Source organism: Streptomyces amritsarensis, from assembly GCF_001953875.1.
Classification (GTDB): Bacteria; Actinomycetota; Actinomycetes; order Streptomycetales; family Streptomycetaceae; genus Streptomyces; species Streptomyces amritsarensis.
Genome location: NZ_MQUR01000072.1, coordinates 29633 through 42024, shown reverse-complemented (window position 1 = coordinate 42024; position 12392 = coordinate 29633). Strand labels below are relative to the sequence as shown.

General features: G+C 70.0%; 10 protein-coding genes. 7 read left to right on the top strand and 3 right to left on the bottom strand.

From position 1 onward, the window contains the following. Positions 1 to 136: 136 nt before the first annotated feature. On the bottom strand, positions 137 to 2617 hold the full coding sequence (locus AVW11_RS25910) for a YfhO family protein (RefSeq protein ID WP_240528261.1): 2481 nt from the start codon (positions 2615 to 2617) through the stop codon (positions 137 to 139). Positions 2618 to 2985: 368 nt separating this feature from the next. Here AVW11_RS25910 and rpsL point away from each other — a divergent pair, with 368 nt between their 5' ends. From rpsL to tuf, 4 genes are all read left to right on the top strand, one after another. Then, positions 2986 to 3357: a 30S ribosomal protein S12 gene (gene rpsL / locus AVW11_RS25905; RefSeq protein ID WP_007265893.1), complete on the top strand. Its 372-nt coding sequence runs from the start codon at positions 2986 to 2988 to the stop codon at positions 3355 to 3357. Positions 3358 to 3359: 2 nt separating this feature from the next. After that, positions 3360 to 3830: a 30S ribosomal protein S7 gene (rpsG, locus tag AVW11_RS25900; protein ID WP_007265894.1), complete on the top strand. Its 471-nt coding sequence runs from the start codon at positions 3360 to 3362 to the stop codon at positions 3828 to 3830. Between the two features lie 39 nt (positions 3831 to 3869). Continuing rightward, positions 3870 to 6002, top strand: a complete 2133-nt coding sequence (gene fusA, locus AVW11_RS25895; RefSeq protein ID WP_030842654.1) for an elongation factor G — start codon at positions 3870 to 3872, stop codon at positions 6000 to 6002. A gap of 151 nt (positions 6003 to 6153) precedes the next feature. Further along, a complete protein-coding gene (tuf, locus tag AVW11_RS25890) occupies positions 6154 to 7347 on the top strand; it encodes an elongation factor Tu (RefSeq protein WP_030653602.1) in 1194 nt (397 codons plus the stop codon). Positions 7348 to 7543: 196 nt separating this feature from the next. On the opposite strand, the gene rfbC is transcribed toward tuf, so the two are convergent. Beyond that, positions 7544 to 8143 (bottom strand): dTDP-4-dehydrorhamnose 3,5-epimerase, encoded by a 600-nt coding sequence (gene rfbC, locus AVW11_RS25885; protein WP_030842657.1) that lies wholly within the window; start codon positions 8141 to 8143, stop codon positions 7544 to 7546. Next, positions 8140 to 9015: a glucose-1-phosphate thymidylyltransferase RfbA gene (rfbA, locus tag AVW11_RS25880; protein ID WP_030653606.1), complete on the bottom strand. Its 876-nt coding sequence runs from the start codon at positions 9013 to 9015 to the stop codon at positions 8140 to 8142. The genes rfbC and rfbA overlap by 4 nt, the downstream gene beginning before the upstream one ends. Before the next feature lie 81 nt (positions 9016 to 9096). Between rfbA and rfbB the strand changes: the two genes are divergently transcribed. Genes rfbB through AVW11_RS25865 form a run of 3 tightly spaced genes read left to right on the top strand, consistent with a single transcriptional unit; the run spans position 9097 to position 12325 of the window. Then, complete coding sequence (gene rfbB, locus AVW11_RS25875; protein WP_030842661.1) at positions 9097 to 10074, top strand: dTDP-glucose 4,6-dehydratase; 978 nt, start codon at positions 9097 to 9099, stop codon at positions 10072 to 10074. 47 nt (positions 10075 to 10121) lie between these two features. Next, positions 10122 to 10994 (top strand): dTDP-4-dehydrorhamnose reductase, encoded by an 873-nt coding sequence (gene rfbD / locus AVW11_RS25870; RefSeq protein WP_037832738.1) that lies wholly within the window; start codon positions 10122 to 10124, stop codon positions 10992 to 10994. Beyond that, positions 10991 to 12325 carry a polysaccharide biosynthesis protein gene (locus AVW11_RS25865; RefSeq protein ID WP_076046156.1) on the top strand — a complete coding sequence of 445 codons (1335 nt, stop codon included), beginning with the start codon at positions 10991 to 10993 and terminating at the stop codon, positions 12323 to 12325. Before rfbD ends, AVW11_RS25865 begins: the two co-directional genes overlap by 4 nt. The last annotated feature ends 67 nt before the right edge of the window (positions 12326 to 12392 follow it).

Below are 12392 nucleotides of genomic sequence, written 5' to 3'. Positions count from 1 at the left end.
ACAACGGCTGAGGCTCGTAAGAACCCCCCCGCCGCTCCGAAAGGAGTGGCGGGGGGCTTCCTCGTTTTCCCACGGGGTGGCCGTCGGGTGGCCTCCGGCAGGGGCCGTCTCCGGCCGCCGCGAGCACACCGACGGGTCAGCGCCGGCGGCGCAGGCGGGACACCGTCGGGACCGCGGCGAGGGCCAGGAGGGCCAGGGCGCCGCCGGCCAGGCCGGCCGGGAAGCCCTTCGGGGTGAAGGTGCAGGAGATGCCGGTCGTGCCCGGGGGGAGGTCCACGGCCAGGAGGCCGTGGAAGGGCCTGACCGGGGCCGAGCAGCTCCAGCCGGGGATCGCTGTGGTGGCGATGACGGCCGTGCCCCGGGTGCCCGCGGGGAGGGTGGCCGCGAGGGAGTGGCCTGCGGTGTCCACGGTGGTGGCGCCCGTGGCCTTCAGGCGGTCGACGGCCGCGGTGAGGGCGGCGCGGTCCAGGCAGCCCAGCGGGTGGGGGCCCGCGTCGGCGCCCTGCGTACGGGTCCGCACGGTGACCTCGACCCGGCCGGAGGCCGGGACCGGGCCGAGCGGGGTCACCCCGGTCACCTCGTCCTCCAGCGGCTTCTCGGTGGAGCCCGAGTGCACGGAGCCGTACAGCGCGGGGGAGTACCAGTAGGCCTCGGAGCCGGGCCGGCACAGGGCCGCGTACGTCTGGGCCTCGGGGCCGCCGCCGCGGGTGACCTGCGGGACCTCGTAGACGGTGGAGCCGAGGACGGTCTCCTGGCGGGCGTAGACGCTGTCCGCCGGGTTCGGGGAGGTGTAGGGGCCGGTGCGGACGGTGACCAGCGGCGGCGCCGGGAACCGCTCGGCGGTCCAGCTGCCCGGGGCGGCCCCCGGGCGGACCCGCGCGCCGATCGAGAAGATCGCGTCGAGGACCGGGTTGTCGGCGCCGAAGAAGGTCCGGCCGTCGTTCTTGAAGCCGTACCCGAGGGGCTGCAGCGCCCGGTAGGTGGCCTCCGGGAGGTAGCTGCTGTAGTACTGCGGGCCTTCCGCGCGCAGGGCCAGGGCGTCGTTGTACGCGGTCTGCGGCGCGCCCGAGTCGGTCCGGTACGCGGGCCAGCCGCCGACCCCGCGGACCGCGTCGAAGTGCGCGGCGATCGACTGGTTGGAGGTGGGGATCGGCTTCGCCCAGCGCTCGCGGGCCCGCCGGGCGTCGGCGCCCGCCGCGGCCGCCGTGGACTCCGCGAGGACGACGCCGATCATCAGCACGGCGGCCACCGGGACCAGGAAGCGGCGCTTCTCCCCGAGCCGCAGCAGGACCAGGGCCAGCAGCGAGACGCCCCCGCCGACGAGCACCGCGGGCCAGGTCCAGCCGCCGAAGTCGTCGGTGCGGCGCAGGACGAAGGCGGCCGCGACCAGCACGGCGGCGCTCAGCGCCAGGTGCCGCGGCTGCGGCCGGCCCGCCAGCGCCAGCCAGGCCAGGACCACCACCATCGCGCTGAAGACGAAGGTTTCGCGGTACGGGTTGCCGTTCGGCACCGCCAGCCCGTGCCACACGTACTGCGTGGGCGGGAACTGGAAGGAGGCGAGGACCAGCGCGGCGGCGCCCGCCCACACCAGACGGGTGCGGCGCGCGATCGCGGTGTTGAGCAGGAAGGAGCCGGCCAGGATCAGTCCGAGCGAGGCCACGTACAGCCGGGGACGGCCGCCCCACAGGTGCGTCGCGGGCAGCAGGCCGGCGAAGAAGACCTCGACGCGTACGGGGTCGAAGGCGGCGGCCTTGGTGGGCTGCGCCGCGCCGCTCGACAGGAACGCCGGCAGCAGCAGCGGGAGCGTGAGCAGGATGCCCGTCCCGGCGGCCGTCGCGGCCCGCCACAGGGCCAGCAGCCGCTCCCGGCCCGTGGTGTCCCGGGTGGCCAGGCGGATCGCCAGCAGCACGCAGGCGGCCATCGTGGCCATCATCGCGGTGTAGAAGTTCCCGAACCAGGCGAGTGCCACCAGCAGGGCGGCCCCCGGCCAGCGGCGGCCCTCCAGGCACCACTCGACGGCGATGCCGAGCATCGGGACGGCGACCAGGCCCCAGAGCCACATCGGGATGTAGGAGGCGTCGCTGAGGGCCCAGCCGCACAGGCCGTACACCGCCCCGAGCACGCCCCGCTGCCACCACGGTCCGGCGTGCAGCTTGCCGAGGTACACCGTCATCACGGCGGCGGCGGCGCCCATCGTGACCGGGGTGACCGCGAACACGGCGAGGTCCACGTGGTCGCGCGGGACGAGGACCGCGAGCCAGGAGAACGGATTGCCGAGGTAGGTGTGGTAGTCGGACAGGAACTGCTGTCCGAATCCGCCGCGCCAGGTGAAGAACAGGTCGCCGGCGGCCTGCCCGTGCACCAGGTCCCACAGTGCCCGGTGGAAGGGCACGTACTGGTTGGCCTGGTCGTTGATGGCCCGCCCGGTGTCGCCGAAGGGGAACGTGCCGCGCGCGAACCAGGCCGCGACGAAGGCGGACGCGGTCAGGACGTAGGCCAGCAGGGGGCCGCGCAGGCGGGTGGAGCGGCGGACGGACCGGCCGAGGGACCTGCGGACGGCGGAGGGGCGCTCCGCTACGGGGGACCGGGCATCGACTGTGGTCGGCTCGGGTGCCACGGTCCCCAATGTGCTGCTCCCTGCTGATCGACTCGCGGGCGCCCAGCGCCCGGGCAAGCCGTCAGTTTAGAGCGCCAGGGCGGGCCGCCGGGCCGCACTGCCCCCGTCCCGCTTGCGCACGGCGGGTTTTCGTGCTGGGCATTTGTTTTGACCTACCTCCATGAGGTAGGTACGCTCTGACCTTGTGCCTGGGGTGTGCCCTGGGCTCCCGCGCGCGCTTCAGACCCGCGGTGAGCCGAGAAGACCACACCGCGATCCGCGCCTCTCTCACCTCGGTGGAAGTGTGCAGGATCCGACACACCCGACCGCGTGGGTCGGCAAAGTTCCAGGTTAGCTTCACTACACGGCACACAGAAACCGGAGAAGTAGTGCCTACGATCCAGCAGCTGGTCCGCAAGGGCCGGCAGGACAAGGTCGAGAAGACAAAGACTCCCGCGCTCGAGGCCTCGCCCCAGCGTCGCGGCGTCTGCACGCGTGTGTTCACGACCACCCCGAAGAAGCCGAACTCGGCGCTCCGTAAGGTCGCGCGTGTGCGTCTGACCTCCGGCATCGAGGTCACCGCTTACATTCCGGGTGAGGGACACAACCTGCAGGAGCACTCGATCGTGCTCGTGCGTGGTGGCCGTGTGAAGGACCTGCCGGGTGTTCGCTACAAGATCATCCGCGGTGCGCTTGACACCCAGGCTGTCAAGAACCGCAAGCAGGCCCGCAGCCGCTACGGCGCCAAGAAGGAGAAGTAAGAATGCCTCGTAAGGGCCCCGCCCCGAAGCGCCCGGTCATCATCGACCCGGTCTACGCATCTCCTCTGGTGACGTCGCTCATCAACAAGATCCTCCTGAACGGCAAGCGCTCCACCGCCGAGCGCATCGTCTACGGCGCCATGGAAGGCCTCCGCGAGAAGACCGGCAACGACCCGGTCATCACGCTGAAGCGCGCGCTGGAGAACGTCAAGCCGTCCCTCGAGGTCAAGTCCCGCCGTGTCGGTGGCGCGACCTACCAGGTCCCCGTCGAGGTCAAGCCGGGTCGCCAGTCGACCCTGGCCCTCCGCTGGCTCGTGGGCTACTCCCGCGCCCGTCGTGAGAAGACCATGACCGAGCGCCTCATGAACGAGCTGCTCGACGCCTCCAACGGTCTTGGCGCTGCCGTCAAGAAGCGCGAGGACACGCACAAGATGGCCGAGTCCAACAAGGCCTTCGCGCACTACCGCTGGTAGTCCCACCCCACATCGAGACCGAGAGAAGACCGAAGCCTTATGGCTACCACTTCGCTTGACCTGGCCAAGGTCCGCAACATCGGGATCATGGCCCACATCGACGCGGGCAAGACGACCACCACCGAGCGCATCCTGTTCTACACCGGTGTGTCGTACAAGATCGGTGAGGTCCACGACGGCGCCGCCACGATGGACTGGATGGAGCAGGAGCAGGAGCGTGGTATCACCATCACGTCTGCCGCCACCACCTGCCACTGGCCGCTCGAAGATGTTGACCACACCATCAACATCATCGACACCCCGGGTCACGTCGACTTCACCGTCGAGGTGGAGCGTTCGCTCCGCGTCCTCGACGGCGCCGTCACCGTCTTCGACGGTGTGGCGGGCGTCGAGCCGCAGTCCGAGACCGTTTGGCGTCAGGCGGACCGCTACGGCGTCCCGCGCATCTGCTTCGTCAACAAGCTCGACCGCACCGGCGCCGAGTTCCACCGCTGTGTCGACATGATCAAGGACCGCCTCGGTGCGGTTCCGATCGTCATGCAGCTCCCCATCGGTGCCGAGGCCGACTTCCAGGGTGTCGTCGACCTCGTCCGCATGAAGGCGCTCGTCTGGTCCGCCGAGGCGACCAAGGGCGAGATGTACGACGTCGTCGACATCCCGGCCAGCCACACCGAGACCGCTGAAGAGTGGCGCGGCAAGCTGGTCGAGACCGTCGCCGAGAACGACGACGAGATCATGGAGCTCTTCCTCAACGGCGACGAGCCGACCGAGGAGCAGCTGCACGCCGCCGTCCGTCGCATCATCCTCGGCTCCGGCAAGGGCAAGGGCGAGCCCACGATCACCGCGGTGTTCTGTGGCACGGCGTTCAAGAACAAGGGTGTTCAGCCCCTGCTCGACGCCGTCGTCCGCTACCTGCCGTCGCCGCTGGACATCGAGGCCATCGAGGGCCACGACGTCCGCGACGCCGAGACGGTCGTGAAGCGCAAGCCGTCCGACGAGGAGCCCCTCGCCGCGCTCGCCTTCAAGATCATGAGCGACCCGCACCTCGGCAAGCTCACCTTCGTCCGGGTTTACTCGGGCCGCCTGGAGGCCGGCACTGCGGTGCTGAACTCCGTCAAGGGCAAGAAGGAGCGCATCGGCAAGATCTACCGCATGCACGCGAACAAGCGTGAGGAGATCGACTCGGTGGGCGCCGGCGACATCGTCGCCGTGATGGGCCTGAAGCAGACCACCACCGGTGAGACGCTGTGCGACGACAAGCAGCCCGTGATCCTGGAGTCCATGGACTTCCCGGCTCCGGTCATCCAGGTCGCCATCGAGCCCAAGTCCAAGGGTGACCAGGAGAAGCTGGGTGTCGCCATCCAGCGTCTCGCGGAGGAGGACCCCTCCTTCCACGTTCACTCGGACGAGGAGACGGGCCAGACCATCCTCGGCGGTATGGGCGAGCTGCACCTCGAGGTGCTGGTCGACCGTATGAAGCGCGAGTTCAAGGTCGAGGCCAACGTCGGCAAGCCGCAGGTCGCGTACCGCGAGACGATCCGCAAGGCCGTCGAGCGCCACGACTACACCCACAAGAAGCAGACCGGTGGTACCGGTCAGTTCGCCAAGGTGCAGATCGCGATCGAGCCCATCACCGAGGCCGACGGCCCGGCGTACGAGTTCGTGAACAAGGTCACCGGCGGTCGTGTGCCGAAGGAGTACATCCCTTCGGTGGACGCGGGTGCGCAGGAGGCCATGCAGTTCGGCATCCTGGCCGGCTACGAGATGACGGGCGTCCGCGTCACGCTTCTCGACGGTGGCTACCACGAGGTCGACTCCTCCGAGCTCGCCTTCAAGATCGCCGGTTCGCAGGCCTTCAAGGAGGCCGCGCGCAAGGCGTCGCCCGTTCTGCTCGAGCCGATGATGGCCGTTGAGGTCACCACGCCCGAGGAGTCCATGGGTGATGTCATCGGTGACATCAACTCCCGCCGTGGCCAGATTCAGGCCATGGAGGACCGTCACGGAGCCAAGATCGTCAAGGGCCTCGTGCCCCTGTCGGAGATGTTCGGCTACGTCGGCGACCTCCGCAGCAAGACCTCGGGTCGCGCCAGCTACTCGATGCAGTTCGACTCCTACGCCGAGGTTCCCCGGAACGTCGCCGAGGAGATCATCGCGAAGGCCAAGGGCGAGTAACTCTTCGGAGTACACGCTTTAGGCTTGTCACCGGCAGCCTCTGGGGCAACAGGAGCCACTCCCGTTGCCCCGGGGACCGGCCGGCTTTCCAGCAAAGATCACCTGGCGCCGATCTGTAAGGCGTACAGAACCACTCTCCAGGAGGACCCCCGTGGCGAAGGCGAAGTTCGAGCGGACTAAGCCGCACGTCAACATCGGCACCATCGGTCACATTGACCACGGTAAGACGACCCTCACGGCCGCCATTACCAAGGTGCTGCACGACGCGTACCCGGACCTGAACGAGGCCTCGGCCTTCGACCAGATCGACAAGGCTCCTGAGGAGCGCCAGCGCGGTATCACCATCTCCATCGCGCACGTCGAGTACCAGACCGAGGCGCGTCACTACGCCCACGTCGACTGCCCCGGTCACGCGGACTACATCAAGAACATGATCACCGGTGCCGCGCAGATGGACGGCGCGATCCTCGTGGTCGCCGCCACCGACGGCCCGATGCCGCAGACCAAGGAGCACGTGCTCCTGGCCCGCCAGGTCGGCGTCCCCTACATCGTCGTCGCCCTGAACAAGGCCGACATGGTGGACGACGAGGAGATCCTGGAGCTCGTCGAGCTCGAGGTCCGTGAGCTCCTCTCCGAGTACGAGTTCCCGGGCGACGACCTGCCGGTCGTCCGCGTCTCCGCGCTGAAGGCGCTCGAGGGCGACAAGGAGTGGGGCGAGAAGCTCCTCGGCCTCATGTCCGCCGTCGACGAGGCCATCCCGACCCCGCCGCGTGACACCGAGAAGCCGTTCCTCATGCCCGTCGAGGACGTCTTCACGATCACCGGTCGCGGTACGGTCGTCACCGGCCGTATCGAGCGTGGTGTCCTGAAGGTCAACGAGACCGTCGACATCATCGGTATCAAGGAAGAGAAGACCACCACCACGGTCACCGGTATCGAGATGTTCCGCAAGCTGCTCGACGAGGGCCAGGCCGGTGAGAACGTCGGTCTGCTCCTCCGTGGCATCAAGCGCGAGGACGTCGAGCGCGGCCAGGTCATCATCAAGCCGGGTTCGGTCACCCCGCACACCGAGTTCGAGGCCCAGGCCTACATCCTGTCGAAGGACGAGGGTGGCCGTCACACCCCGTTCTTCAACAACTACCGTCCGCAGTTCTACTTCCGTACCACGGACGTCACGGGTGTCGTCACCCTGCCGGCCGGCACGGAGATGGTCATGCCGGGCGACAACACCGAGATGTCGGTCGCGCTGATCCAGCCGGTCGCCATGGAGGAGGGCCTGAAGTTCGCCATCCGTGAGGGTGGTCGTACCGTGGGCGCCGGCCAGGTCACCAAGATCACGAAGTAATTCGTGTTCTGACCTGGTAGCCCGTTGACCGGGCACCACGTTCCACTGGAGGGCCCCGGCCCACCGCCTCGGCGGTGGGACGGGGCCCTTCGGCGTCGCCGGCGTCCTCGCAGGCCGGGCCGGACGCCGGGCACGCGAGAAGGGCCGCACCCCCCTCGCGGGGGTGCGGCCCTTCCTCGCATGCGGAGGCGGTGCGTCAGTTCACGCGCAGGGACTCGGTGAACTCCAGGCAGGCGGCGTGGTCGGGCAGCAGCCCGGTCGAGAGGGCCTCGGCCAGCGACGGGGCGGCCTCGTCGCGCGCGGACAGCTGCGGGACGTCGGCCGGCCACTCGATGCCCAGGTCCGGGTCGAGCGGGTGCACCGAGTGCTCGCCGGTCGGGTTGTACGTCTCCGAGCACAGGTACGACAGGGTCGCGTCGTCGGTCAGGGCGCAGAAGCCGTGGCCGAGGCCCTCGGGGATGTAGACGGCGCGGCGGTCGACGTCGTCGAGGCGGACGCCCTCCCACCGGCCGAAGGTGGGGGAGCCCACCCGGAGGTCCACGATGACGTCGAGCACGGCGCCGCGCACGCAGGTCACGTACTTGGCCTGGCCGCGCGGCACGTCGGCGAAGTGGATGCCGCGGACCACGCCCGCGGCGGAGACGGAGAGGTTCGCCTGCGCCAGGTTCAGCGGGTGGCCGACGACCTCCGCCAGGCGGTCGAAGCGGTACCACTCGGTGAACAGGCCGCGCGGGTCGCCGTGCAGCTGCGGGGTCACCTCGAAGGCGCCCGCGATGGAGAGTTCGCGGAACTTCACTTGGCCTCCTCCTCGTCGAGCAGGGCCAGGAGGTAGGTGCCGTAGCCGCTCTTGGTCAGCGGCTCGGCGAGCGCGCGCAGCTGGGCCGAGTCGATCAGGCCGGCCCGCCAGGCCGCCTCCTCGATGCAGCCGATCTTGAAGCCCTGGCGCTCCTCGATCACGCGGACGAACTCGGAGGCCTGGACCATCGAGACGAAGGTGCCGGTGTCGAGCCAGGCGGTACCGCGGTCCAGGATCGTGACGTTGAGCTCGCCGGCCTGGAGGTACGCGTCGTTGACGGCGGTGATCTCCAGCTCGCCGCGGGCGCTGGGCTTGAGGCCCTTGGCTATCTCCACGACCTGGTTGTCGTAGAAGTACAGACCCGGCACCGCGTAGCGGGACTTGGGCTTGACCGGCTTCTCCTCGATGGAGATGGCCTGGCCCTTCTCGTCGAACTCGACGACGCCGTAGGCGGTCGGGTCCGCCACCGGGTACGCGAACACCCGGCCGCCCTTGGCGTCGGTGTGCTGGGCGAGGCGGGTGCCGAGGCCGCTGCCGTGGAAGATGTTGTCGCCGAGGATCAGCGCGACGGACTCGTCGCCGATGAAGTCGGCGCCGAGCACGAAGGCCTGGGCGATGCCCTCCGGGCGCTCCTGGACGGCGTATTCCAGCCGCAGTCCGAACTGCGAACCGTCGCCGAGCAGACGCTCGAACTGGTCACGGTCTTCAGGGGTGGTGATGATCAGGATCTCGCTGATGCCCGCCATCACCAGGGTGGAGAGCGGGTAGTAGATCATCGGCTTGTCGAAGACGGGCAGCAGCTGCTTCGAGACGGCCCGAGTCAGCGGCCAGAGTCGCGATCCGGTGCCACCGGCCAAAAGGATTCCACGCATGGGTGAACCCTATGCGAGAGGGCCCGGGCGGTCCGACCGTCCGGCGTGTGACGTTCGGCAGGCGGCTAGACTCTTCGTATTATGCGCATCCTCGTGACCGGCGGCGCCGGCTTCATCGGTTCAGAATTCGTCCGCCAGCAGCTCGGTGCAGACGCCACGGCGCAGATCACCGTCTTCGACAAGCTGACCTACTCGGGCGTCGAGGCCAACCTCGCCCCGGTCGCGGACCACTCCGGCTACCGCTTCGTCCAGGGCGACATCTGCGACGCCGAGGCAGTCGACCAGGTGATGGCCGGCCACGACGTCGTCGTGCACTTCGCCGCCGAGTCCCACGTGGACCGGTCGATCGCCGGTGCGGGCCCCTTCGTCATGACGAACGTCGTCGGCACCCAGGTGCTGTTGGACGCCGCCCGCAAGCACGGCGTCGGCCGCTTCGTCCACATCTCCACCGACGAGGTCTACGGCTCGATCACCGAGGGCTCCTGGACCGAGGAGTGGCCGCTGGTGCCGAACTCCCCCTACTCCGCCTCCAAGGCGTCCTCCGACCTGCTGGCGCTGGCCTACGCGCGCACGCACGGCATGGACGTGGTGGTCACCCGCTGCTCCAACAACTACGGGCACTACCAGTTCCCGGAGAAGGTCATCCCGCTGTTCGTCTCGAACCTGATGGACGGCAAGAAGGTCCCGCTGTACGGCAACGGCGGCAACGTCCGCGACTGGCTGCACGTCTCCGACCACTGCCGCGGCATCGACCTGGCCATGCGCAAGGGCCGCGCCGGCGAGGTCTACAACATCGGCGGCGGCACCGAGCTCACCAACAAGGAGCTCACCGGCGTCCTGCTGGAGGCCGCGGGCCTCGGCTGGGACATGGTCGAGCACGTCGAGGACCGCAAGGGCCACGACCTGCGCTACTCCATCGACATCAGCAAGATCGGCGCCGAGCTGGGCTACGCCCCGCAGGTCACCTTCGAGGACGGCATCAAGGCCACCATCGACTGGTACCGCGAGAACCGCGCCTGGTGGGAGCCGCTGAAGGCGAAGGCGGCCCTGCAGAAGTGAGCACCGACTCGTCGGCCGGGCGCTGGATCGTCACCGGCGCCGGCGGGATGCTCGGCCAGGACGTCCTGACCGTCCTGAAGCGCGCCAGGATCGAGGCCGCGGCCCTGAGCCGCGCCGACCTCGACATCACCGACCCCGCCGCCGTCCGCGCCGCGGTCGAGGGCGCGAGCGTCGTCGTCAACTGCGCCGCCTGGACGGACGTCGACGGCGCCGAGACCGCCGAGGAGGCCGCGACCGCCGTCAACGGCACCGCCGTGCGCGTCCTCGCCGAGGCGTGCGCCGCCGCCCACGTGCGCCTGATCCACGTCTCCACCGACTACGTGCTGCCCGGCGACGCCTCGGAGCCGTACCGCGAGGACGCCGAGACCGGCCCGGTCAACGCCTACGGGCGCTCCAAGCTGGTCGGCGAGCAGGCCGTCACCGAACTGCTGCCGCAGGACGGCTACGTCGTGCGGACCGCCTGGCTGTACGGCGAGCACGGCCCGAACTTCGTCGCCACCATGCTGAAGCTGGCCGCCCAGCGCGACACCCTCGACGTGGTCGACGACCAGCACGGACAGCCCACGTGGTCCTACGCGCTGGCCGGCCGGCTGGTCGACCTCGGCCTGGCCGCCCTCAAGGGCTGGGCCATGGGCGGGATCTACCACGGCACGGCGAGCGGCCGGACCACCTGGATGGGGCTCGCCCGCGAGACCTACCGGCTGAGCGGCCTGGACCCCGAGCGGATCCGGCCGACCACCTCCGAGGCGTTCGTCCGCCCCGCCGCCCGTCCCGCGTTCAGCGTGCTCGCGCACGACGCGTGGAAGGAGGAGGCCGGACTGGAGCCGCTTCCCGACTGGCGTGAACAGCTGGCCCAGGCGCTGGCCACCCCCGGCTTCGCCGCACTCGCGAAGGCGGCCCGGGACGGCCGCGCGGGATGAAAACCCTGCTGAACAAGCTGACCGCGGCGCTGCCGCCGGGCACCGTCGCGGTGGCCGGCGGCACCGTCGTGCTCGGCGCGGCCTCCTACGTCCACCTGGGCGTGGCCGGGCACAGCCTGTCGACGCAAGCCCTGGCGAACGTCTCCGTGCTGTGGACGATCGTCATGTCCGTCGGCATCGGCGTCTTCTTCCCCGTCGAGCAGGAGCTCACCCGGATCGTGTCCGCCCGGGCGGTCCTGGGCCACGGCGCCGCCCCGGTGCTGCGCCGCGCCACCCTCCTCACCGGGGCGATCCTCGGCGCGACCCTGCTGGTCCTCGGCCTCGCCGCCGGCCCCGTCGCCGACCTGCTCTTCCACGGCGACCGCGCCCTGGTGGCCGCGCTCGGCGGCGCCTTCACCGGCATGGCCGTCTGCTACCTCACCCGCGGTGTACTGGCGGGCCTCGGCCGGTTCGGCGCGTACGGCACCCAGCTCGCCGTCGACGGGGGGCTGCGGATCGTGCTCGCCTTCGGGTGCGCCCTCTTCGGACTGCACTCGGCACTCGCCTTCAGCCTCATCCTGGCCGTCGCGCCCGTCGTCGCCACGCTGGTGACGCTGCCCGCACTGCTGCGCGCGGTCGGCCCCGGCGAGCAGATCGCCTGGCGGGACCTGGCGGGCGGCCTCGGCCTGCTCGTCTGCGCGACCCTGCTGTCCCAACTGGTCGTGAACGCGGCCGTGATGAGCACCAAGCTGCTGGCGCCGTCCGACAGCGCGCTGATCGCCTCGCTGCTGAGCGCCCTGGTCCTGGCGCGCGTGCCGCTCTTCGTCTTCGGCTCGCTGCAGGCCTCGCTGCTCAGCGGACTGACCGCCGCCTTCACCGCCGGCGACCGCCCGGCCTTCTGGGCGATGCTGCGCCGGATCGCCATGGTCGTCGCAGCGCTGGGGCTGCTCGGCGGCGTGCCCGCCACGGCCCTGGGCCCCTGGCTCATCGAGGTGCTCTTCGGCATCCAGGACCCGGTGCTGGGACGCTTCGACTTCTTCCTGCTGTCCGCGGGCACCGTGGCGTACATGTTCGCGATGGTCCTTGGACAGGCGCTCATGGTATTCAAGCGGCACAACCTGCAGTTGCTCTGCTGGGCCCTCGGTACCGCGGTCCTGGCGGGCGTCACCCTGATCCCCGGGGAGGTGGCCGTGCGCGTGATCGCCGCCTACGCCCTGGGCTCGACCGCCACCGTGCTCGCTATGCTGGCAGCCCTCAGGCTGAGCTTCCCCGGAGCCGCGGCCGCAGCCGGTGAAGCGCCCCGGCAGACGGCCGACGCAGGCGCCCCCGGCGTGGGCGCGGTCGGGAGATGACCATGCCGGCCCACGACGTCACACCGATCACCGAGCACTCGTACGTGCCACATTCCGCTGGAGCTAC

Bases quoted from the DNA above. Each gene is read 5' to 3' on its own strand.
- rpsG (WP_007265894.1), top strand. From the start codon at position 3,360: ATGCCTCGTAAGGGCCCCGCCCCGAAGCGCCCGGTCATCATCGACCCG.
- rfbA (WP_030653606.1), bottom strand. From the start codon at position 9,015: ATGCGTGGAATCCTTTTGGCCGGTGGCACCGGATCGCGACTCTGGCCG.
- rfbB (WP_030842661.1), top strand. From the start codon at position 9,097: ATGCGCATCCTCGTGACCGGCGGCGCCGGCTTCATCGGTTCAGAATTC.
- AVW11_RS25865 (WP_076046156.1), top strand. From the start codon at position 10,991: ATGAAAACCCTGCTGAACAAGCTGACCGCGGCGCTGCCGCCGGGCACC.
- rfbD (WP_037832738.1), top strand. From the start codon at position 10,122: ATGCTCGGCCAGGACGTCCTGACCGTCCTGAAGCGCGCCAGGATCGAG.
- fusA (WP_030842654.1), top strand. From the start codon at position 3,870: ATGGCTACCACTTCGCTTGACCTGGCCAAGGTCCGCAACATCGGGATC.